Source organism: Archangium gephyra (assembly GCF_049060025.1).
GTDB lineage: Bacteria > Myxococcota > Myxococcia > Myxococcales > Myxococcaceae > Archangium > Archangium gephyra_A.
The window spans coordinates 3060169-3083198 of sequence record NZ_JBMEQQ010000002.1; the positions used below are offsets into that span (position 1 = coordinate 3060169).

17 protein-coding genes are annotated in these 23030 nt (G+C 69.6%); 6 read left to right on the forward strand and 11 right to left on the reverse strand.

The window, feature by feature from the left end; genetic code table 11:
- Nucleotides 1-35: 35 nt before the first annotated feature.
- The 4 genes from ACN28I_RS13035 to ACN28I_RS13050 all read right to left on the reverse strand — a co-directional run bounded on the left by ACN28I_RS13035 (nt 36) and on the right by ACN28I_RS13050 (nt 3098).
- Nucleotides 36-773 carry an endonuclease/exonuclease/phosphatase family protein gene (locus tag ACN28I_RS13035; RefSeq protein WP_420942364.1) on the reverse strand — a complete coding sequence of 246 codons (738 nt, stop codon included), beginning with the start codon at nt 771-773 and terminating at the stop codon, nt 36-38.
- A 53-nt stretch (nt 774-826) separates the two neighbouring features.
- A complete protein-coding gene (locus ACN28I_RS13040) occupies nt 827-1870 on the reverse strand; it encodes a glycoside hydrolase family 43 protein (protein ID WP_420942365.1) in 1044 nt (347 codons plus the stop codon).
- A gap of 281 nt (nt 1871-2151) precedes the next feature.
- Nucleotides 2152-2430 (reverse strand): LysR family transcriptional regulator, encoded by a 279-nt coding sequence (locus tag ACN28I_RS13045; RefSeq protein WP_420942366.1) that lies wholly within the window; start codon nt 2428-2430, stop codon nt 2152-2154.
- Nucleotides 2431-2576: 146 nt separating this feature from the next.
- Nucleotides 2577-3098, reverse strand: a complete 522-nt coding sequence (locus tag ACN28I_RS13050) for a hypothetical protein (protein WP_420942367.1) — start codon at nt 3096-3098, stop codon at nt 2577-2579.
- A 241-nt stretch (nt 3099-3339) separates the two neighbouring features.
- On the opposite strand from ACN28I_RS13050, the gene ACN28I_RS13055 reads away from it, so the two are divergent.
- Together ACN28I_RS13055 and ACN28I_RS13060 are read left to right on the forward strand one after the other, a co-directional pair.
- Nucleotides 3340-4059: a Crp/Fnr family transcriptional regulator gene (locus ACN28I_RS13055; protein WP_420942368.1), complete on the forward strand. Its 720-nt coding sequence runs from the start codon at nt 3340-3342 to the stop codon at nt 4057-4059.
- Nucleotides 4060-4174: 115 nt separating this feature from the next.
- Complete coding sequence (locus ACN28I_RS13060; RefSeq protein WP_420942369.1) at nt 4175-4588, forward strand: hypothetical protein; 414 nt, start codon at nt 4175-4177, stop codon at nt 4586-4588.
- 297 nt (nt 4589-4885) lie between these two features.
- On the opposite strand, the gene ACN28I_RS13065 is transcribed toward ACN28I_RS13060, so the two are convergent.
- From ACN28I_RS13065 to ACN28I_RS13095, 7 genes are all read right to left on the reverse strand, one after another.
- Nucleotides 4886-6691, reverse strand: coding sequence for an amidohydrolase (locus ACN28I_RS13065; RefSeq protein ID WP_420942370.1), 1806 nt, complete (start codon nt 6689-6691; stop codon nt 4886-4888).
- Nucleotides 6692-6996: 305 nt separating this feature from the next.
- A complete protein-coding gene (locus tag ACN28I_RS13070) occupies nt 6997-8811 on the reverse strand; it encodes a DUF4215 domain-containing protein (protein ID WP_420942371.1) in 1815 nt (604 codons plus the stop codon).
- Between the two features lie 8 nt (nt 8812-8819).
- Nucleotides 8820-10658 carry an OmpA family protein gene (locus ACN28I_RS13075; RefSeq protein ID WP_420942372.1) on the reverse strand — a complete coding sequence of 613 codons (1839 nt, stop codon included), beginning with the start codon at nt 10656-10658 and terminating at the stop codon, nt 8820-8822.
- 221 nt (nt 10659-10879) lie between these two features.
- The gene (locus tag ACN28I_RS13080; protein ID WP_420942373.1) at nt 10880-15256 is read right to left on the reverse strand and encodes a hypothetical protein; all 4377 of its coding nucleotides are present in this window, start codon (nt 15254-15256) and stop codon (nt 10880-10882) included.
- Nucleotides 15257-16646: 1390 nt separating this feature from the next.
- Entirely contained in the window at nt 16647-17276 is a 630-nt protein-coding gene (locus ACN28I_RS13085; protein WP_420942374.1) for a histidine phosphatase family protein, read from the reverse strand.
- 54 nt (nt 17277-17330) lie between these two features.
- The gene (locus ACN28I_RS13090) at nt 17331-18035 is read right to left on the reverse strand and encodes a metallophosphoesterase family protein (RefSeq protein ID WP_420942375.1); all 705 of its coding nucleotides are present in this window, start codon (nt 18033-18035) and stop codon (nt 17331-17333) included.
- A complete protein-coding gene (locus ACN28I_RS13095) occupies nt 18019-18876 on the reverse strand; it encodes a hypothetical protein (protein WP_420942376.1) in 858 nt (285 codons plus the stop codon). The genes ACN28I_RS13090 and ACN28I_RS13095 overlap by 17 nt, the downstream gene beginning before the upstream one ends.
- Nucleotides 18877-19086: 210 nt before the next feature.
- Here ACN28I_RS13095 and ACN28I_RS13100 point away from each other — a divergent pair, with 210 nt between their 5' ends.
- From ACN28I_RS13100 to ACN28I_RS13115, 4 genes are all read left to right on the forward strand, one after another.
- Nucleotides 19087-20079 carry a hypothetical protein gene (locus ACN28I_RS13100; protein WP_420942377.1) on the forward strand — a complete coding sequence of 331 codons (993 nt, stop codon included), beginning with the start codon at nt 19087-19089 and terminating at the stop codon, nt 20077-20079.
- 65 nt (nt 20080-20144) lie between these two features.
- Nucleotides 20145-20684 carry an RNA polymerase sigma factor gene (locus ACN28I_RS13105; protein WP_420942378.1) on the forward strand — a complete coding sequence of 180 codons (540 nt, stop codon included), beginning with the start codon at nt 20145-20147 and terminating at the stop codon, nt 20682-20684.
- The gene (locus ACN28I_RS13110) at nt 20681-21430 is read left to right on the forward strand and encodes an ACP synthase (protein ID WP_420942379.1); all 750 of its coding nucleotides are present in this window, start codon (nt 20681-20683) and stop codon (nt 21428-21430) included. Before ACN28I_RS13105 ends, ACN28I_RS13110 begins: the two co-directional genes overlap by 4 nt.
- Nucleotides 21427-23028 carry a caspase family protein gene (locus tag ACN28I_RS13115; RefSeq protein ID WP_420942380.1) on the forward strand — a complete coding sequence of 534 codons (1602 nt, stop codon included), beginning with the start codon at nt 21427-21429 and terminating at the stop codon, nt 23026-23028. Before ACN28I_RS13110 ends, ACN28I_RS13115 begins: the two co-directional genes overlap by 4 nt.
- Nucleotides 23029-23030: the final 2 nt, after the last annotated feature.

Below are 23030 nucleotides of genomic sequence, written 5' to 3' on the forward strand. Positions count from 1 at the left end.
TGATCCTCCACCCGTATCCGCGAGCTCGCCGTGCGTCAGTACTGGACGGTCGTGGTGTAGGCGAAGTGGTCGGAGCCGTACTTCTCCAAGCGGTCGGCGGGACCGGTGCCGATGCCACGGGTGACGTAGATCTGGTCGATGGGCACGCCGTCGACTCCCGCCGTCCGCAGGTGGTTCATCCCTGGGATGTCCTGCGAGAGCTGACGGTTGAAGTCGCCCACCAGGACGACGGGCAGCCCCTGTGAGAGCAGATCCGCAACGACCTCGCGCACCACGGCGTTGTGCGTCCGCCAGCGCTCCTGGCGCTCGGGGTGCTCACCGTTCCAGGCGCCGGAGATGTAGTGGGTGTTGATGAACGCCAGCTTCGCGCCGGTGTCCAGGTTCTTCAGCACCACCCAGTTCACGAAGCGCGAGGGCGTCACCCCGGCCTCACCTCCGTGCGTGAGCCGGGAGCCGCCTCCCGTTCTCTCGTACTTGTTCTTGCGCCACGAGATGGCGATGGAGTTGCGGGCGTCGAGCCGATTCTCACCAGGACGGTAGTGGTTGTAGTACTCGAGCGCGCCGAGCTTGGAATGGCCCTCGTCGGTGTCCACCTCCTGCCAGCCGATGACGTCCGCGAGCGGCCTGAGGTTCGCGCTCCCGTGAAGGGTGTTGTGGGTCGCGACAGTGGTCGTCGTGGCGGCGAGCGCCACCGTCTCCTCCGGACTGGTGGAAGGCATGAACCCCAGGGAGACGAGCAGGCCGAGGAATGCCGAGGACAAGAGTTTGAGCATGGTTTTTCAGGGGGGTGAATGGGACTGGAGCGGGGAGGCGCGAAGGGACCGGGTCACTCCGGGCTGAGGAACTTGTTGACGACCGGGTTGTTCTGGGAGTCCCAACCCAGCACGCCCAGGTACATGCCCCGGCGGCCCCCGTCGTCGGTCTGCGCGTCGAAGTTGATCGGGCAGGGGCCGCTGCCGCACAGCCAGCCGTGAAAGAAGATCCGCTGCCCGGTGTCGATCGCCTCGGCGATGTCCGCGCCGCCGGGGCCACACACGCCGCCGGTGTTCCCATCCGTGAGCAGGGGGTGCTGCGTGACGGCGTTGAAGGCGTTGGTGCCCACGCCGTTGGCCCGCATCCAGATGGTCTCGTAGGTGCACTTGTTGTACGGCCCGCGCGAGGCGAACAGGAAGTAGTCCCCGGCGCGCTTCACCAGGACCGGGTTCTCCACGATGCGGTCCGACCGCAGCAACTGACGGCTGGTGGCGCCGCTGGCCACGTGGGTGCCGGCGGCGTTGAGCCGGACGATGCGCAGCGACGAGGGCAGCTGCTGCGTCTTGTAGAGCAGGAGGCGCGTCCCATCGCTGTCCTTGAACCCGGACGGGTCGATGACACCGGCGTTCGTGAGGGGGCGGCCCGGGACGGTGTCACCCGCGGTGGGGACGTTCGCCAGTCCCGGGCAGACCAGCGGTCCGCCCGCGACCGGGGTGAACGGCCCGAGCGGCGAGCTGGCGGTGGCCGCGCCGATACAGCGCTGGTTGGCGCCCAGCCCGTCCACGGGAGCGGAGAAGTAGAGCACCCACTCGTTCGCGCTGATCCGCTCCAGGTCCGGGGCCCACATGCCGCCGCCCGTGGCCCACGAGGGCTTCGAGGTGAGGGCCGGACCCTCGGCCACCCAGGGACCGGAGGCGATGTTCCCCTGGGCCGCCGGGACGAGGCTCCCGGTCGACATGCCGTAGAACTGGTTGTTGTGATTGACCACGGAAGGGTCGGCGAACCCGCTACCCGGCGCGTACACGGGCCGGGGAGCAGCGCCTGCCTGGAGGGAGACGTTGAGGCAGACGGCGAGCGCGGCGGATGCTCCAAGGGAGCGACGGCGGAGGGGCGTCATGGGGGTATCCTTTGAACGTCTCTTGCAAATTTTACTGATTAAAGTGAATAGGCGGCTATTTCCTGTTTAGAGCCACGTCCAGACCACCGACGGGGGGCCACCGCCGCGCCGATGGCCAGGCAGGCCCACAGGGCGATGGCCTCCAGTGCATGGAAATTCGCGCCGGCTTCCAGCCTCGGGAGAGCCCACGGGCTCGCCGGTCAGTTGGGCGTCACGCAGGAGCAGGTGCTGGCCTGGGTGTAGCAGGCGTTGCTCGAGCCGGCGGCCACCCCGGAGTTTGACTAGGAGTCCTGCTTGCGCGCCGCGACACCCCGGACGGTGTGCACCGCGGCGTCCACCTCGGCGAGGATGCGGCGCGCGTGCTGGAGGAAAGCCTCGCCGGCCGGCAGCAGGTGCATGCCGCTCGGCGTGCGCTCGAACAGCCGGGTGCCGAGCTCGTCCTCGAGCGCGAGGATGTGGCGGCTGAGCGGCGGCTGCGTGAGGTGGAGCCGGCGCGCGGCGCGCCCCACGTTGCGCTCCTCGGCCACGGCGATGAAGGACTGGATGTGCGTGAGACTCACGCCGTGGAGCTTAACGCATGTCCCGGCGCCCGTGTACGGGTCCGTCCTGGCCCGGTGTTCACCGGACGGCCAGACGTCATACTGAAACAGCATTGGACGCTCCAAACGCACGGGCACGCCGAGCCAAGAACCCGCGGGTGCGGGTCTTACAGCCGGCCAGCGCAGTTCGCGGTGTGCGCGCCGGCGGGGCACCAGTAGTTGCGGATGTTCAACCCATCCTTCGTGCCCGTGCGCGAGCTGCAGGTGTTGCCCACCCAGTTGGCCTCCTGCAGGGTGATGCGGTTCGGGTTCGGCGCGGTGTCCACGTTCGAGACATACGCGACGTGGCCGTACACACTCGACGTCGGGATCATCGCCACGCAACCCCTGTGGGCGTGGTTGCTGTTGATGATCGCGACCTTGTCGCTCCAGTAGGTCAGGCCGTACGGGAGGTTGGGCTGTCGGCAGCGCGCGTGCAGCACGCAGTTGTCGCAGTTGCCACACACCGCCGACTCCGTGGTGCCGATGTCCTGCTCATGCCCGTGGTCGGCGTGGACGTCGTGGTTCGCGTCGTAGGACGCCTGCTCATCCGGAGCCATGTCCTCCGTCTCGACACCACCACAGCCGGTCACGGCGAGCGAAAGGGAGAGAAGGGACAGCGCCACGAACTGGGTCTGGAATCGAAACATGGGGGATTGCCTCCGGGGGTTGCCGTGGGAACAACCCAGGAATACTGGACTACCCACTTAAACCCAATATCCCCCCAAAACAGGTTGCGACATCTGGCGCAGTGCGAGCGCGGGAAAATCCCGCCGAAATCCGATTTCTGGGATGCGGGCGGGCCCGGGCCCTCTCTCGGGTATGGACGTGCGTCGCCCGCTGCCCCCCTGGAGCCCGCTGAGCACATGCGCCCGGACGACACGGAGCCAGTTGGAGGCCGCGGTCCTTCCGCTCGAGCTTCCCGCTGGAACGACCTTCCACACCGCCGGGGAGGCCGTCGAGGGCCTCACGCTCCTGTCGCAGGGCGTGGTGCGGATCTTCCACGCCCTGTCGCCGGACTGTCAGTTCACCGTGAAGCTGCTCCGGGCACCGCACATCCTCGGGGTGCTCGAGGTGATGCAGGCCCGCCGTTGGGTGGCCTCCGCGGAGGCGCTCACGCCCCTGGAGGGATACGTCCTCCCGGCCCCCGTGTTCCGCGAGGCCCTCGCGATGGACCACGGCTTCACCACCGCGGTGCTGACGAACCTGGCGGCCAGCTTCGAGGGCACCATCCGGGTCAGCCGCGCCATGGGCTTCGATGGGTGCGAGCAGCGGCTCATCCGCGTGTTGCTGGAGTACGCGGAGCACTTCGGCCGCCCGGGAGAAGAAGGGCTCGTCATCCGCCATCCCCTCTCCCGTCAGCGGCTGGCGCTGGAGATAGGAGCGGCGCGGCGCAGCGTGGACCGGGCCCTGGCGGCATTGGCCTCCAGAAAGTTGCTCTCCCTCTCCCCCAAGGGATGGCAGGTGCTCCACGCGCCCGAGGAGGCTCCGCGCCCTGTTGCTCCCCCTGGCCTGAGCACGCCGCCACCGTCAAGGCCTGGGGCCCCACGGCCTTCGGGCAGCGGGCGCTTCATCCTGTACGCGATGCGGCCATCCTCCGCCCGCTTCTGAACGACACGGCCGGCCCCTCCCTTGCTGCAAAAGCCGACTACCAGGGATCGACAGGACTTCGCGGATAAAGTAGGTTAGTCCTGTTGTTCAGCTCTCGATATGTGAGGAGGAACTCATGAAAGCCGCACATCTGCTCTTTGTTGGCATTCTGCTTCTGGGCACAGCCGCGTCTGCAGGGGAAAGAAAGAACGTCGAAGTCAAGGTCAACTGTCCAGTTTCGACCCTCTGTATGGTATCAGGCTCGATGGCCGGGGCTTACAATTCATCCGACTCGACCCAATCCATTGAGTGCGTTTTTCAGGTGAATGCCTCATCGTCCGGTGTGTACAACTATTTGAGATGCGATGCCAAGGATAGCAACGGCGCTACGGGCTGGTGCGAGGTTTCCGGCGCTTCCCAGGCTTACATTGATGTGATTCAAGAGCTTGCCGACACCGACGTCATTCAGTTTTCATACAACCCGGCCGACCACAGGTGCGTCGGTTTGTTGGTCAGGAAGGGCTCTGCACAGCACCCCCGGGGAATGTGAATGGGTTCGGTTGCACGCATCAGATAGTGTGAGCGAGCCGAGGGCACCATCGGTCAGCGCCTCCCGCCAGCCTCTGCCTGTCGTTGGCATGCAGAGGCGTGTTGGCTCGCCCGGAGGAGGCGCAGGCGGCCATGCGGGAAACGGAGGGGAGGCGCTGGAGGCCATCACCCTCTTCCGCGAGCTGCTCCCCTCCCCCGAGAACGGCCTGGGGCGCCAGGATGAAGCGCTGGAGCCCCTCCGCGAGGCGGCCGGGCTCAGCCAACCGCGGGTGCAAGGCCTTCGCAGACCCAGGCCGTTCTAATTCGGCCAGACCACCGGATTGCTGCCGGTGGGATCGGAATAGACGATCTTGCCGTTGTGAACCGTGTAGAGCACCTTCACGGTGGAGAGGTCCGTCGCGGGGTTCAGCGGGTCAGCCGAGAAGACGACGAGGTCACCCGCATACTGATTCTGCAGCGAACCGATGGGGGTGATGCCCGTGCGCGCCGCGTCGCGGTTGTACAGCCATGCGGCGTCACTGGTGTAGGCCTTGATCGCCTGCAACCGAGAGATGGTCTGGTTGGTCCGGTTCGCCTGGCACTGCGGGCTCAGGGCGGGCATCCACGCCGGGGCCTGGACGCTGCGAGTCGAGGCGACCCACGCACTGAAAAGCGGTGACGGCGGCGTGACGCTGGTATCCGAGTGCAGGCCCAGGCGGAGGCCGGCGGAGGCAGCCCACGCCGCGGGGTACATGTTGGCGGTCGAGGACACCTCGAGCACCTGCTCGCAGAGCGGCTGGTAATAGTAATAGAAATCGTTCATCAGGAAGGTAACGCCAATGTTGCCGGCCTTCGCGAGGCTCTGGATCTGCGCCTGGGTGGGCATGGTGAAGTGGACGATGACGTCGCGGATCCCCGCCGCCGGGTTCCCGGTGAGCGCGGCGATCGTGTTCGCCTGCGCCTGATTGCCGTTCGTGTGGATGAAGACGGGGAGTTGCTTCGCATGCGCCCACTGGACCACCTGACCGAGGGCGTTCGCGTCGAGATCGGGCAGGCCGTCGTAGGGCTGCTGCGGGAAGATCGTGGAGTCAGTGAAGGGCTTGTTCAGGTTCGAGTACTGAACGGGGCTCGACATATCGCCCGTGTAGCTCTGATTGCTGCCGTCGGCGAAGAGCTTGATGCCGGCGAGGAACATGTCGGAGCCGGCGAGGCTGTCGCGCAGGGCGGCCGCGACGGCGATCCGTTTCTGGTAGGTGGCGGCGTCGCTGGGAGAAAGCTCGATGTAATCGAGCAACGCCATGCGGACGGGCAGCGGGGCGGCTCGAGCGACGGCGACATAGGCGGCGATCAGCGCGGGGTTGGCGGCGCCTTCCTGGACGGTGGTGAAGCCGAGCTGGCTGTACTTCCGCGTCGACGACGTGATCAACTGCCGGAACACCGGCAGCGGGTCGTCCTGGGTCTTCATGACCTCGTTCATCTGGCCGAGGATGTAGCTGGCGGCAGACATCGCGAGGTCCTCGTCCAACTGACCATTCTGGGCGAGTTTCCACTCGGCGCTGGGATTGACGATGGGCGCCTGGCACTTCGCCGTGGCGCTACCCGAAGGGCAGAGGTTCAGGGCCGCGAGACCCTTCGTATTCACATACACGATGTGGCCGGACTCGCTGGTGACCATCATCGGGACGTCGCTGCGGATCGCGTCCATCTGCTGCAGGGCCGTTTGCTGGTTTGCGTTCTCGAAGTTATCCGGGCAGAGAAAGCCGTAGCTCTTGTTGCCGTTGCAGGAGAGGCGCGAGGGCTCGTAATTCCAGCCGAGCACCCAGCCAATGGCGTTGGGCTTGGCGGATTTGAGGGCGTTGATGACCTGGTCCTGCGTGGTCATGGGCGCGAAGCAAGACGGCTGCGCCGGGCAGTTCGGCTGCAACATCACGTTGACGTTCGCGAGGTTGAGCCAGAAAGGGCTCCCGTCCGGGCCATTGATGGTGGGGACGAGGAAGCTGACCGCGTGGGAGTGGCTGTCGATGAACCCCGGGTAGACGGCCGCGCCCGCGGGGAGCTGGATGGCGCCGGCCGGAGGAGTGCCGGAACCGAGGCTCGGAAATGACGCCGTTGGTGACGGCGACATAGCTGTAGGTGGTCAGGTTGGCGTCCATGCTCTGAACGCTTCCCGCGGCACCGGCGAAAGCGACGTTGCCGCTCTGCGCGCCCGAGGGCCCCTCGTTGCCCATCTCGGGCCGTGGCCTCGCGGAGCTGCACGAGGTGAGTAGCAGGATGAAGAGTAATGCCGAAAGAGCCTGTGAACGCATGGATCCGCCTCCGTGTATGTTTTTCAAGCATACGGGCGATAACACGGCTCCCGTCGGAAAGGTGCGTTGGTCTGGCGGTCCGGGAGGAGCCCCTGGTGCATCCACCAGGGGCCCCCCGTCCCTCTCAGCGGCGGTTGCGCCGGCAGAGGGCAATCAACGCCAACAGCGACACGAGCGACGGCCCGGGCATGGCACTGCACCCACCGCCCGCGAACGTCCGGGTGTCATTCACCACCGTCCAGGTGTACTCGGCCGGCGTCGGATCCACGTTGCCCGCCGGGTCCACCGCGCGGACGCGCAGGGTGTGCTCCCCCGGCTCGACGGTGTACTCCGCCTCGCAGGGAGCGTAGGCCCCTCCGTCCAGGCTGCACTCGAAGGTGGAGCCAGGCTCGGTGGAGGAGAACTCGAACCCGCCGGTGCGCCCCGTGCCACGCTCGGGCGGTCCTTGGGTGATGGTGGTGTCGGGCGGGGTGTCATCCACCACCGTCCAGGAGTACTCGGCCGGCGTCGGATCCACGTTGCCCGCCGGATCCACCGCGCGGACGACCAGGGTGTGCGGCCCCGGCTCGACGGTGTACTCCGCCTCGCAGGGGACGAAGGCCCCTCCGTCCAGGCTGCACTCGAAGGTGGCCGTGGGATCGTCCGAGGCGTACTCGAACCTGCCGGTGCGCTCCGGGCCGCTCGTGGGCGGACCCGCGGGGATGGTGGTGTCGGGCGGGATGATGTCCCCGACGAAGGTCCGGGGGGTCGAGCTCTCCGTGGCGCTCAGTACGGTGGAGCGGGCCACGATCGTCTGCACCCGGTCGGTGATGCCCGGCACCGTGCACGTCCACGTGCCATCGGCGGCCGTCGTGGCCGTGCACGCGGGGGTGGTGCTTCCATCGACGTAGACGTTCACCGTGGAGCCCGGCGTCGCCGTGCCCGAGATGGTCCCGGAGGACGTGGCGCCCTCGGCCGGGGTGGTGATGACGGGGATGAGCTGGCAGATGGAGAGCGCATCCACTCGGTAGAAGACGGCGGTTTCGGTGTTGTTCAACAGGACGCAGTCGGTGTCGATGAGCGCGATCCGCACCCCACCGGAGGCCGCATCGAAGTCCTTCACCAGCGAGCTCGTGAAGGCCCTGCTCACGGCCAGCTCCCGCGTGGGGCTCGAGCCCGGCGGGCTGTACCCGAGCGCGAACGCCCCGCTCGTCGAACCCTCCGTGGGATTGACGCCGAAGATGCCGGGGAACCAGTTGTTGGTGCCGGAGTAGCTGACGGCACCGGCGACGTAGCGGATGCGGTAGCGGTCCGGCGTGCTGAGCGCGGGCAGGGCCGGGAGGGCGGTCAGATCCGGGGTGACCAGGTCCCTGACATTCGTGCAGTCCCTCTTGCCCAGGCGGGAGTAGAAGAAGCTCTTCCCCGTGTTCTGGCAGCCATAGCCCTGTGCCGCCTCGATGGTGCAGGTGGCCGAGCAGCCGTCGCCGTTGGTCCTGTTGCCATCGTCGCAGGCCTCGGAAGGGGCCTTGACGCCATCGCCGCACGTCACCGTGCACACCGACACGGGCGTGCCGGCGCAGACGTAACCCGGCTCGACGGTGCAGGTGGCGGAGCATCCGTCACCGGCGGTGCTGTTCCCGTCCTCGCACTGCTCGCCCTCGCCGAGCGTCCCATCGCCGCACCCGGCGGTGCAGAGGGAGGGCGCGTCGTGGCAGCTGGAGCCCGGCTCGATGGCGCAGGTGGCATCACACCCATCACCCGCGACCGTGTTCGAGTCATCGCACGCCTCGCCTTCCTCGACGAGGCCGTTGCCACAGACAGAGGCGAGCGGCTGGCTGGACTGCACCAGGGCGGAGTCGGCGGAGGGCTGCTCCAACTGCGCATCGCAGCCCGCCGCGTTGAAGAGGAGGACGAGCCCGAGCATCACCGGGCTCCGCCAGGAATTGGATTTCAGGTTCATGGTCGGTCTCACTTGACGGTGTCGGGGCTCGGCTCACCAGGGCGCGTCTCCACGCCCTCGGTATCGCCGACGATGTGGAACTCCACGCGGCGGTTCTTCGCGCGGCCTTCCTTGTTGGTGTTCTCCGCGATGGGCTTCGTGGGGCCAAAACCCTTGGCCTCCAGCCGCTCGCGCGCCACGCCCTTGCCGACGAGGTACTTCACGACGGACTCGGCACGGCGCTGGGACAGGCCGGTGTTGTACTCGGCGTCGCCCTGGTTGTCGGTGTGGCCTTCCACGCGCATCTTCTCGATCTCCGGGTGCGCCTTGAGGATGGAGGCCACGTTGTCCAGCAGCTTGTAGCTGCGCGGATCGATGACGTCCTTGTTCAGCTCGAAGTAGACGGACTCGAGGATCTCGAGGCGGCCCGTCTCGATGCGCACGCGCTGCTTCTCCTTGCAGCCGTTGTTCTGCACGGTGCCGGGCTCGTCGGGGCAGTTGTCCAGCCGGTCGACGACGGTGTCCGCATCCCGATCCTTGTCCGGGCAACCCTTGTTCGCCGCGGGCCCCGCCTCGAGCGGGCAGGAGTCGTCCTTGTCCGCCACGCCATCCCCGTCGTTGTCGGGATCCGGGCAGCCGTCCTCGTCCTGGAAGCCATCCTTGTCCTCGGGCTCCTTCGGGCAGCGGTCCTTCGAGTCGGCGATGCCGTCGCCATCCGAGTCCGGGTCATCCGGGCAGCCATCGCCGTCCTCGAAGCCGTTGACGTTCTCCGGCTCCTTCGGGCAGCGGTCCGCCAGGTTGAGCACGCCATCCCCGTCGTCATCCTTGTCCGCACAGCCCTCGAGCTGAGCGAGGCCGGGATCCTGGGGGCAGCGATCCGCGACGTTCTTCACGCCATCGCCGTCCGCGTCGAGCTCGGGGCACAGCGCCACCGGGTAGGACTGGCCTTCCACGCACACGGGCTTGTCGCTCGGGGCGTAGGCCACTCCGGCCAGGAAGCGGAAGGCCGGCGTGCCCACCGTGTTGCCGAAGCCGGGGCCGCCCATGGCGTACACCTCCACAGGGCCCACCGGGGCGCGCAGGCCCAGCAGGGCCTCCATGGACAGGGGGGAGCGGGCCAGCGGCACGGTGCCGCGCAGCAGCAGCTCGCCGCGCACCTTGCTCACCAGCGGGCCCGTGATGTTGAGGCCGCCGTTGATCTCCACGCCCAGCTCGTCCCGGGGCTGGGCCGTGTCGGGCGAGAGCACGTACGTCTTCGTGCGCAGCAGCGCGCCCACGTCGGCGCCCACGCGCCACCCACTGCCCAGTTGCTTGCCGAGCCCCACGCGCGGCGTGAAGGTGAAGCCCTGATCCCGCGTCAGCGCCTCCGCGCTGCCCAGCGGGAGCGCCACGCCCAGGTGCACCCCGAGGTCCAGCGCGTCCTCGTTCGCCTCGGACAGCAGGCGCGCACGGCCCTGCACCCAGGGAGTGCCCAGCGCGAAGGACGAAGGCGCCGCCAGCCCCACGGCGCCCGGGTTGCCGGCCCACTGCCCCACCAGCGGGACCTGCGCGCCCAGCTCGAGCCAGTCATAGAGGGCGTAGGCGCCGCTCACGTGCGCCGTCACGCGGTCCTTGACGATGACGGCCGTGCGCTCGCCATTCTCGAGCAGCACCAGGGGGTTGTGCTCCCAGTGGCCCGTCAGCGCGAGCCGGTACTGCCCCTGGAGAAGCAGATCTCCCGTGGACAGCACGAGGCTGTCCCTCGCGCCCGGATTGAGCTGGAGCCGCTCCAGCTCGAAGCTGGGGATGCGCTGCTCCTGCGCCAGTGCGCTACACGCCCCGAGAATGAGGGCACCGCTCAGACATTGTCGAAGTACTCGTACAGACAAGGCTCTCCTCCACTCGCGGACCGCGGTCGCGGTCCCTGTCGTGGGGGGCCCTACCACGAATCATGCCCACGACCCATGTAGAGGAATTCCGGGCACTTCCGAGGGGCGGGGGGAGGAGAAAGGCGTCTTCCCGGGCTGGCCGGACCGGATTGACGCGTCAAAGGACCTTTCTGACGCGTCAACGGCGATTGACACACCGGCGGCCCGGCCCTACCCCCCCGCTACCGGCACACCTGACCGGGCCGGAGGCATTCATCGCCGCCGCACTGGCACGACGTGCCAGAGGGGCAGGTGTTGCCGGGGCAGCTCTGCCAGCCCGTGCCGGTGTTCCCCACGCAACCGCCAGCGGAGCAGGTGTAGGTGGTGACGGTGCGGGTCTGCTCGCCCGGACCGCACACGCTCCAGCGCACGCAGGTCCCCCACGAGCCATAGGTGGTGGTGCCGCAGCTATTCCCCGCGGTGCTCCGGGAGCAGGCCTGGGTCTCTGTGTAGCTCGAGGGCTGGCAGGAGCCGGAGCCGCAGGAATACGTGGTGACGGTGCGGGACTGGGTACCCGACTCGCCGCAGGTGCCGCTGAAGCCACCGCACGCACTCCATGCCCCGTAGACCGTGGCGCCGCAGCTCGCCCCCGTGGTGCTGCGGCTGCAGCTCTGGGTGTCGGTGTAGCTCGAGGCCCCGCAAGAGCCGGAGCCGCAGGAATACGTGGTGACGGTGCGGGACTGGCTGCCCGACTCGCCGCAGGTGCCCGAGAAGCCACCGCACGCGCTCCAGCCACCGTAGCTGGTGCTGCCACAGCTATTCCCCGTGGTGCTGCGGCTGCAACTCTGGGACTCGCTGGAGGTGGACCCCAGGCAGGAGCCAGAGCTGCAGGCATAGGTGGTGACGCCGCGGGACTGGCTGCCCGTCTGGCCGCAGGTGCCCGAGAAACCACCGCACGTGCTCCAGCCACCGTAGCTGGCGCTGCCACAGCTCGTGCCGTCGCTCCGATAGCCATCGGCGGGGCAGCTCGCGCTGGAGCCGGTGCACGTCTCCCTCACGTCACACGCCCCGGTGGCGCTGCGGCACACGGTGCCCGCGGCCGTCAGGGTGTTGGCCGGGCAGGAGGCGCCGGAGCCGGTGCAGTACTCGGCCGGATCGCACGCTCCCGCCGAGCCCCGGCACACGGTGCCCGCGGCCGTCAGGGTGTCGGCCGGGCAGGCCGCGCTCGAGCCGGTGCACGTCTCGGCCGGGTCGCACGCCCCCGCCGAGCCGCGGCACGTGGTGCCCGCTGCGGTCAGGGTGTCGGCCGGGCAGGACTTGGAGCTGCCGTTGCAGGCTTCGGCCGGGTCGCACGCCCCCGCCGAGCCCCGGCAGACGGAGCCCGCGGGCACCACCGCGTCCGCGGGGCAGGCCTTGCTGGAGCCGTTGCACGTCTCCGCCACGTCACAGGTGCCCGAGGAGGCACGGCAGACGGAGCCCGCGCTCACCAGGGCATCGGCCGGGCAGGAGACGCTGGAGCCATCGCAGGTCTCCGCCACGTCACACGAGTCCGAGGCCGGGCGGCACACCGTCGTGGCGCTGGAGCGCGCGTCGGCGGGGCACACCGCGCTGGAGCCGGTGCAGAACTCGGCCGGGTCGCACGTGCCCGCCGAGCCGCGGCACTGGAAGGAGGAGGGCATGAGGCTGCACGTCCCCACGGAGCCCGGCAGGTTGCACGAATCACAAGCGCCGCCGCCGCACGTGGTGTTGCAGCAGACGCCGTCCACGCAGTTGCCGCTGCCGCACTGGCTGGCGGACGAGCACGTGCCACCGTTGGTCTTCTTCGGCACGCACGCTCCCGCGTCGCAGAAGTTGCCGCCGCCGCACTGGGTGTCCGAGGTGCAGGCGGTAGGGCAGCTCGCGGAGGAGCCGTTGCACACGTAGGCGCCGCACGAGGGCGAGCCGGTGTTGCCCGCCGCCACCGGGCCGCAGGTACCCACGCTGCCCGCCACGTTGCAGGCATCGCAGGAGCCGGAGCACGCCGAGTTGCAGCACACGCCGTCCACGCACTGGCCGCTGCCGCACTGGCCGGCGGACGAGCACGTGCCACCGTTGGTCTTCTTCGGCACGCACGCGCCCGCGTCGCAGAAGTTGCCGCCGCCGCACTGGGCGTCCGAGGTGCAGGCGGTGGGGCAGCTCGCGGAGGAGCCGTTGCACACGTAGGCGCCGCACGAGGGCGAGCCGGTGTTGCCCGCCGCCACCGGGCCGCAGGTGCCCACGCTGCCCGCCACGTTGCAGGTATCGCAGGAGCCGGTGCACGCCGAGTTGCAGCACACGCCGTCCACGCACTGGCCGCTGCCGCACTGGTTGGCCGCCGTGCACGTGCCACCGTTCGTCTTCTTCGGCACGCACGCGCCCGCGTCGCAGTAGTTGCCGCCGCTGCACTGGGCGTCGCTGGTGCACGCCGAGGGGCAGGAAGCCGAGCCGCCGCACACGTAGGGTGCGCAGCTCGGGCTACCGGTGCTCCCCGAGGCCACGGGGCTGCACGTGCCCTCCTTGCCGGCCAGGTTGCAGGCATCGCAGGAGCCACCGCATGCCGTGTTGCAGCAGAAGCCGTCCACGCAGCTTCCGCTGAGGCACTGGGAGCCCGCCGTGCACGCGCCACCGTTGGGCTTCAGGCTGGTGCAGACTCCGCCGGAGCAGGTGCTGCCGGCCGCGCACTGGGTGTCGCTGGTGCAGGTGGTGGGGCAGGAGGCCGAGGAGCCATTGCACAGGAACGGCGCGCAGGTGGGGCTGCCGGAGCTCCCCGAGGCCACGGGGCTGCACGTGCCCATGCTGCCGGGCAGGTTGCACGCATCGCAGGAGCCGCCGCACGCCGTGTTGCAGCACACGCCGTCCGCGCAGCTCCCGCTGCCGCACTGGTTGGCCGCCGAGCAGGTGGCGCCCGCGGACTTCTTCGGCACGCAGCTACCGGCGTTGCAGTAGTCACCGGCGATGCATTGGGCGTCGCTGGTGCAGGAGGTGGGGCAGCTCGCCGAGGTGCCACCGCACACGTACGGGGCGCACGAGGGAGAGCCCGTGCTCCCCGACGCCACGGGGCCGCAGGTGCCCACGCCGCCGGGCAGGTTGCAGGCATCGCAGGAGCCGGTGCACGCCGAGTTGCAGCACACGCCGTCCACGCACTGGCCGCTGCCACACTGGTTGGCCGCCGAGCACGCCCCACCGTTGGTCTTCTTCGGCACGCACGCGCCCGCGTCGCAGAAGTTGCCGCCGCCGCACTGGGCGTCCAAGGTGCAGGCGGTGGGGCAGCTCGCGGAGGAGCCGTTGCACACGTAGGCGCCGCACGAGGGCGAGCCCGGGTTGCCCGCCGCCACCGGGCCGCAGGTACCCACGCTGCCCGTCACGTTGCAGGCATCGCAGGAGCCGGTGCACGCCGAGTTGCAGCACACGCCGTCCACGCACTGGCCGCTGCCGCACTGGTTGGCCGCCGTGCACGTGCCACCATTGGTCTTCTTCGGCACGCACGCTCCCGCGTCGCAGTAGTTACCCGAGACGCACTGCGCATCACTCGTGCAGGCCGAGGGGCAGGACGCGCCGCCACCGCTGCACACGAAGGGGGCGCACGTGGGGCTGCCCGCGCTGCCGTCCGGGAAGGGCGTGCAGCTCCCCACGTTGCCGGGCAGGGCGCAGGAGTTACAGGCCCCATCACAGGCGGTATCGCAGCACACCCCGTCCACGCACTGGCCCGAGGCGCACGCGTTGGTGCCGCCGCAGCTCGTGCCGTTGGTCTCCTTGGGTGCACACGTGCCCGCCTTGCAGTAGTTGCCCGCGGAGCACTGGGCATCCGAGGCACAGGTGGAGCCGCAGCTCGCGGAGGTGCCGTCGCACACGTAGGCACCGCACGAGGGCGAGCCCGGGTTGCCCGCCGCCACCGGGCTGCACGTACCGGCGCTGCCCGCCACGTTGCAGGCATCGCAGGCACCGGTGCACGCCGTGTCGCAGCACACGCCGTCCACGCACTGGCCGCTGCCGCACTGGTTGTTCGCGGTGCAGGCGGTGCTGTGGGTCTGCTTCGGCACGCACGCACCGGCCTGGCAGAAGTTGCCGGCCGCGCACTGCGCATCCGAGGTGCACGCGCTGGGACAAGCCGCCGAGCCGCCACCGCACACGTAGGCACCGCACGAGGGGCTGCCCGTTCCGCCCGCCGCTACCGGGCTGCAGGTACCCGTCTTGCCCGGCACGTCGCAGGAATCGCAGGCGCCGGTGCACGCCGTGTCGCAGCACACGCCGTCCACGCACTGGCCGCTGGCGCACTGCGTCTCCACGCCGCACGCATTGCCCGGCGTCTTCTTCGTCTCACAGGTGCCGGAGGCATTGCAGAAGTTGCCCTCGGCGCACTGGGCGTCAGCGGTACACCCCGCGGGGCAGGACGTCCCGGTGCCATCGCACGTGTACGGCGAGCAGGAGGGAGCGCCGGTATCGCCCGGCGGCACCGGCGAGCAGTTGCCCTTGTTGCCCAGCAGGTCGCAGGCATCGCACGCCCCGTCGCAGGAGGTGTTGCAGCACACGCCGTCCACGCAGTGGCTGCTCTCGCACTGCTCGGCCAGGGAGCACGCCTCGCCCGCGTCCAGCTTGGGCACGCAGGCGCGGCCGTCGCAGTAGTTGCCGTCGGCGCACCTCCCGGTGCAGCTCGCAGCTCTCGGGGCACGCCGTGCCCGAGCCGTCACAAAGGTAGGGGGCACACGTCCCCGTCCCCGCCTCGCCCACCGTGCCGGCCGGCAGCGGCAGACACACGCCCACGCGCCCTTCCTGGGCGCAGCTCTCACAGGCGCCCTCGCAGGCCGAGTCGCAGCAGACGCCGTCCACGCAGTTGCCGCTCTTGCACTCCAGGCCCGTCACGCACGCCGTGCCCTGCGGGCGCGTGGCCGTGCACGTCCCGTCGATGCAGCGCGCATCCGTCTGGCACTGCGCATCCGTGGTGCAGCCCGTCTCGCACGCCCCCGCCGCGTTGCACGCGTACGTGCCGCAGGCCGGGTCCGCCCCGCCCGCCGCCACCGGGGCACACCGGCCGTCGGCGCCGCACGTCTCGCACGGCCCGTTACAGGCCGTGGCGCAGCACACGCCATCCGCGCAGCTCCCGCTACCGCACTGCCTGCTGTCGGTGCAGGCCGCGCTGTCGTCCCGCTTGGGCACGCACCCGCCGGCCTCCTCGTAGAAGCCCGAGGGGCACTTGCCGCAGTGGCCCTCCGCGCACTGCAGGCCCGTGGGGCACACCACCCCGACGCACCGCCGGTCCTCGCACGCGCCGTCCACGCACACTTCCTGGCCGGCCTTGCACGCCTGGCCCTCACAGGACTGCGCGTAGCACGTGCCATTGGCGCACACCGTGCCCGCCGCGCACTCGCGCCCCACGCACCGCACGTCCTGGCACGTCCCGCTCACGCACGCCTCGTTGGCGCCGCACTCCGTCTCCCCGCATGCATGCGGCAGACACGTTCCCGCCACGCACACCTGGCTGCCGGGACACAGCACCCCCACGCAGGTCCTCGCGAGACAGCGCTCGCCCTGGCACACCTCGTCCGCGTTGCAGACTTCTCCGCCACACGTCTCGGGGAGGCACTCACCTGCCACGCACGTCTGGCCCTCCGCGCAGTTCACGCCGCAGCCGCTGGGCGTGTACACCACCGGAAGCGCCGAGTCCGTGCACGCGCAGCGCGTGAGCAGGGTGGTGGCGAGCAGAAGAAGGAAGAGCGGCAGACAACGGCCGCGACCGCTTACGGGCATGAAACCCCTCGTTGATGGCGAAGGGGCTCCGCATACCATTGGATACTCAACACTTTGTATCCGTAGACGTACGTATCCTGTCTGGATGATGAGTGTTTACCCAGGGCGAGCAGGCACAACAGTCAGTGTTTGCTCCATGAGCAGGCAACCTCACTCGCGCGGACAGTAGCGGCGGCTGGACGTCCGAGCGCTTCCTCATCCGCCGCGTCTGGATTTGGCTGGCGCTGGCGCTCCACGAGCCGCCCCTCAGGTGTCGTCGCGGCTGGCGTCCCTCAGGTGGTTCACGTCCCCCCAGGTCACCAGCCGGAAGGCCCCCTCGTGGTAGTCGAACTGGCTCCAGCTCGCGTTGAGCACGGAGAAGGTGCGCGGCGTACCGGGCGGAATCCCCAGGCAGTGCCGGAACAGGCTGCTGAGCACGCCCCCGTGGGTGACCACCACGACGCGCCCTCCCCCGTGCCGGGCTCCGAGTTCCTCCAGGCACCCGACCGCATGGCGGAGCCGCTGGGACGCGCTCTCGCCCCCGGGGACGACGAAGTCCGGCCCGCCCGCCGCGTACTCCGCGAACACCTCGGGGTGGCGCTGGCTCGCCTCGTCCCGCGTGAGCCCTTCCAGGATTCCCAGGCCGCGCTCGCGCAGGCGCAGGTCCTCGAGGACGGAGTGGCCCGTGCGCGCGGCGATGCGGCGCGCCGTCTCCTGGGCCCGTCCCAGGTCACTGCAGTAGAGCGCCTGGAAGGAGACGGACGCGAGGCGCGCGGCGAGCGCCTCCGCCTGACGCAGGCCCTTGGCGCTCAGCGGACTGTCCAGGTGCCCCTGCAGGCGCCCCAGGGTGTTCCACTCCGTCTCACCATGGCGGAGCAGGATGAATTCGGTCTTCATGAGGCCCAGCCTAGCTGGGCGCCGGCCGGGACCGGCACCCCTTCAGCTCCCGCCTCACACCTCGAGCAGCATGAAGCGCTGGTCGGGGTGCATCTTGGTCATGAGCGGCATCGCCACGTTGTAGACGGGGATGCCGCTCTTCGTCTTTCCGGCGTGCGCGCCATGGTGCGCGTGCCCGTGGAAGACGGCCTCCGCTCCGTAGTGGTCCACCGGCATCGCCAGGCGGCTCGTCCCGAGGAAGGGGCGGATCTCGATGTTCTCGCCCTCCAGCGTCTCCGGCACCGGGGCGTAGTGCATGATGACCACCTTCTTCTCCGTGTCGAGGTGGCTGAGCGCCGCTTCCAGCTTGAGCGACTCTTGCACCGCCTCCTGCACGAAGGACTTCGTCTGCCCCTCGCCGAAGGCCTGCAGCGTGGCGTTGCCGAAGCCGCCGCCGAAGCCCTTCACCCCGGCCACTCCCAGCACCTTCTCGAAGATGAAGTGGTCCCCATCGAGGATGTGTACCCCCGCCCTCGACAGCTCGCCGCAGATCTCCTTGGCCTGGCTGTGCTCGTAGTCGTGGTTGCCGAGCACCGCCGCCACCGGCACCCGGAGCGCCGACAGCTCCTCGGCGAGCACCTTGCCCTCCTCCACCATGCCCCGATCCGTCAGGTCCCCGCACAGCAGCAGCATGTCCGCTTCCGCGTTGACCTGCTTGACGAGCTGGCGGAAGCGCCCGTGTTGATCCTCGCGGCAGTGCAAGTCACCGACCGCCGCCAAGCGTATTTTCGAGTTCGCGTCCCGCGCCACGTGCCTCCCCCTTCTCTCGGTCTCGCTCGTCCCAGGACCGGCCGTCGCCGTAGCCCCAGTGATGGATGTCCACCGCGTAGTTGACCCGCGAGATGAGATTCCCGCGGCACAGCCGCTCGTCCCAGTTGCCTTCCTTGAGCGTGTCCAGGGTGCGCGACATCAGCTCCGTCATCAGCCACGTCGGCACCAGGTCCCGCTCGCACGGGTAGGCGAAGCGGAACATCATCAGGTGGCTGAGCAGCACCTCCCAGTACCGGTCGAAGCGCCGCAGCAGCCGCTCCCAGTCCATGCTCCGCCCCACCTTGAGGATGAGGTGGTTGATGTCCGCCCCGTCGTAGCGCTCGCGCTCGTTGACGAAGGCCTTGGACCAGATGGTTTCCTCGGCCGGCGCGATGAGGCACCGGTGGCCGAAGACGGACGCCGTCCGGGCGTGGACGAACCATTCATCGTCCACCGAGGCCACGCCGTTGCCCGAGGAGAAGATGAAGTCCACGAAGTACTCGCCCTTGTAGGCCTTGTAGATCCACGCCTCGTCGGCGCGCTCGGTGCGCCAGCCATCCTTCTCCAGCTCCACCAGCGCCCGTTCCGCGTCCCGTTTTCGCGGGAAGAGATCCAGGTCCTTGGTGTCGCGATAGATGCCCGTATACGTGGAGTAGGCGTAGGCGCCGCCCACGAGGAACGGCACACCGGCGTCCAGCAACACCTCGATGGCGCGGCCACGGGCGTTGATCTCGTCCGTGGTCCGGCTCCTCTCGGCGAGTGAGGCGTCGATTCCCATCTCCCCGGGGTGGTTGGGGTGTCGCTTTTCCATGGGGCAAACCTAGGAACGGGTCCTTTTTCTCGTCGGAGCCCCCGTCCGGTATGCCTGGAGAGCAACCAGGGGGCCTCCAAGGCATTGGAATTCCTGGGGTTTCCTCCCGCCGAAAATCGCCTTTTCTGTTTTTGGACCCTGCTGTGTCCCTCCGGGCAGATGACCCGCACCGGCTCGGAAGGCCGGGCGGACCCCCGAAAGGATCGATACATGACGCTGCGCAAGAGCCTGCTGATCTCCGCCCTGATGCTCGCTGGCTGTGGCCGGATGGACCGCGAGGCGGAGTTCCGCTCCGTGCTGCCCACGCAGGAGCTGGTGGAGGTGAAGACGCCGGCGAAGAGCGGCCAGGCACTCACGTCCGGAGAGGTTCACGGGCAGGGCCAGGGCGACCTGAGCGAGCTCTACACCCTGACCCGGTCCACCACCAAGCGGGTCAACGGCGGCACGCTGCTGGTGCTCGGGCTGGTGGACGCGGTGACGGAGCACCGGCCCACCACCCTCACCGAGGACACCGCCGTGTGGGGCCCGCACACCGAGCCGCTCGCGCGCAACACCTGGAAGCTCACCGTGAAGAAGACGGGCGACCAGACGTACAGCTACACCGTGTCGGCCAAGGCGAAGGAGGCGCAGGACTCGGCCTTCGTGGACGTCATCACCGGCACCCATACCGCCTCGGTGGACGAGGCCGGCGAGCCGCGGAAGGGCTTCGGCCAGGGGGAGTTCACCCTCGACTGGGACAAGGAGGCGACGCTGCCCGAGCATGGCCTCAACGTGGGCCGCTTCACCGTCAAGTACGCGCGCCTGGACGAGAAGAGCTCCGCCACCGTGGACGCGGCGTTCCGCCAGGTGCGTGACGAGAACGACGCCAGCAAGCGCGTGGACGCGGACTACCGCTACGCCGCCACCCCCACCCAGGGCGGCCAGTTCGACTTCAAGCTGAGCCAGGACTGGCACAAGATGTCCGGTTCGGCCGCGAAGGAGACCCTCACCATCAGGAGCCGCTGGCTGGAGTCGGGCGCTGGCCGCTCGGATGTCGAGCTGACGGGCGGAGACCTGGGGACGGAGTCCGCCACCGCCAACGAGTGCTGGGACACCGCCTTCGCCAGCCGCTACCTGCACGCCAGCTACGCCCTCCCCCAGGTGCGCTACGGCATCGAGGCGAGCGACTGCGCCTTCACCACGGCCGACTACTCCTCGTTGTGAGCCCTCGGGGTGGGCGCTCGTTGTAAGCTCGGGACTTCCCACCCCGCAGCGAGATGAGGCAGTTCGTGGCAGGAGCGAGCCCACCGGCCCTGAAGGGCCTCGATGGCGGTCAGAAGGATCGGCGAGCGCTTCTGCGCGAGCTGTACACGGCGTATGGCGGCAGCGTGTACGGGCGCTGCCGCTACCTGTTGAAGGACGCCAGCAAGGCCGAGGACGCGATGCAGGAGGTGTTCGCCCGCGCCCTCACCCACTCGGAGACGTTGCATGCCGGGTCCTCGCCCCTGGCGTGGTTGATGAAGATCGCCACCCACCACTGCCTCAACCAGTTGCGCGCGGAGCGGGCCCCGTGGCGGCGCTGGTTCGAGCGGGACGAGCTGGCCCGGCCGGAAGGTGACGACGGAGCGCGGAAGCTGGAGACGCGGGAGCTGGTGCGCTCGCTGCTGTCGCGGGTGGACGTGGAGACACAGGCGGCGGTGGTGCACTACTGGGTGGACGGGATGACGCTGGAAGAGGTGGCGGCGATGCTGGGGCGCTCGGTGCCCACGGTGCGGAAGCGGCTGGAGCAGTTCGCCACCCTGTCGAACGAGGAGCTGAAGGTCCCATGAGCGCGCACCTGTCGGAGTGGACGTTGCGGCGGCTGCATGCCGGAGAGCTCCCCGGCAAGGAGTCCGAACTGGCCCGGGAGCACGTGTCCGGGTGCGCGGAGTGCCAGGCGCTCCTCGAGGGCCTCGAGGCGGACCAGGCCCGCTTCGAGAAGGAAGTGCCCTTCGCGCGTTTCGAGGCCGGAGTGGAGCGTGCCCTGAACAAGCCGAAGACGGGGCCCTCGCGTCCCCTGCTCAATGGGGTGCTGGTCGCGGTGGCGGCCTCGGTGCTGCTGGTGGTGCTGGTGCGGCCGATGCTCTCCAACCCCCCCACCAACCGGCTCAAGGGCGGGGCCTCGGCGGAGCTGCGCATCGGCGGAGGCGGACCCCAGCGGGGCGTCCTGCCGGGAGACACCGAGGAGCTGGAGCCGGGCGAGAAGGTGCGGCTGGGGTACGTGGCCGGGCCCTACCGCTACGTGCTGGCGGTGTCAGTGGACGAGGCGGGCGAGGTGTCGGAGCTCTACGCCCAGGGGGGAATGAGCCTCCCCGTGGAGGCGGGCCCCGGCAGACGCTGGCTGCCCGACAGCGTGGTGTTCACCGGCTCGGGCCACGAGCGCGTGGTGATGGTGCTCTCCGACAGGCCGTTGAGCGTGGAGGCGGTCCAGGCGTCGGCCCGGCGGGCTTGGGAGGCGGCCGGGGGCAAGGTGGAGGCGATGACCACGCTGGACTCGGGTGGCGAAGAGACCCACTGGCTGCTGCGCAAGCCATGAGACGCCTGCCCGGACAAGGCCTGGTGCTCGTCCTGGCGCTGGTGCTGGCGGCCGTGGTGCAGGCCCAGCCGCTGCGCCGCTTCGCGCTGGTGGCGGGCAACGACGAGGGCGGCGCGGACACCCGGCCGCTGCGCTTCGCCCGGGACGACGCGCGCAAGATGCACGGCCTGCTGACGCGGCTGGGCGGAGTGGAGCCCGGTGACGCGCGGCTGCTGCTGGACGAGGACAGCGGAGACTTCCTCCGGGCCCTGGCCGAGCTGGAGTCGGGTGCACGGACGGCACGGGCCCGGGGCGAGCGCACCGCGCTCATCGTCTATTACTCGGGCCATGCGAAGGACGGCGCGCTGCGGCTGGGCGACAGCGCGCTGGACCTGGAATCCCTCAAGCGGCGGCTGCTGGCGGCTCCCGCGGACATCCGCATCGCCATCCTGGACTCGTGCCGCTCCGGAGCGCTCACGCGGACGAAAGGCGCCCGGCGCGCGCCCGCCTTCGCCATCGACGCGGGCGCCACGCGCGAGGCCCGGGGGCTCGTCATCCTCACCTCCAGCTCGGCGGACGAGGACTCGCAGGAGTCGGATCTGCTGGGGGGCAGCTACTTCACCCACCACCTGGGCAGCGGGCTGTTGGGGGAGGCGGACCGCTCGGGCGACGGGCAGGTGACGCTCTTCGAAGCATACTCACATGCCTACGCCCGCACCGTGGCGGACACCGCGGACAGCAGCGCCGGAGCCCAGCACCCCACCTTCAGCTACGACCTCGCTGGCAATGGCGAGCTGGTGCTGACGGACCTGCGGGGACGCGACGAGGGGCTGCTGGTGCCTCGCACCGCACCCGCGGGGGCCTACTACTTCGTGAACCCGGGTGGACTGGTGGTGGCGGAGCTGGACAAGGCCGTGGACACCGAGCGGCGGCTGGCCCTGGCCCCGGGCCGGTACACGGTGAAGCGGCGGCTGGCGGACCGGCTGCGCATCGGCGAGGCCGAGGTCCAGCGCGGGCGCACCACGGTGCTCGACGAGTCCCGGCTGCGCGACGCGCCCTTCTCGGATGATCCGGTGAAGGGCGTGGCGCCCCGCGAGCGCGGACCGCGCACGTACTGGACACTGGGACTCACCGGCGGCTACCACTCCTTCTTCGATACGCCCACCCGCGAGAACCTCTTCCTCTCCACGCCGCTGCTCGGCCTCGAGGTGGGGCTGCACCACTACTTCCGCGAGAACTGGCGCTGGGACATCGACCTGGCGCTCGGTGGGCGGCAGGCCACGCTGGAGCTCCCTACCCTCTCGGGGCCGCGCTACCGCTATTCGCTGCTGACCGTGGGCACCTCACTGGTGGCCGAGTGGCCCCTGGGCCGTGTGTCCCCCTTCGTCGGCCCCCGGCTCGCCTACCTCGTCATGGGCCGGGACTTCGAGGACGCGAGCCTCCCGGACCAGTTCTACGCCGTGCTCACCCCGGGCCTCGTGGGCGGCGTGCGCTGGCGGATGTCGGATCGCTTCGAGCTCACCGGGCGCGCCCGCGTCCACTACCTCCTCTACAACGTCGACGCACAGCGCTCCCTGGGCTACTGGGAGCTCGGCGCGCTCGTGACGTACCGCCTCTGACA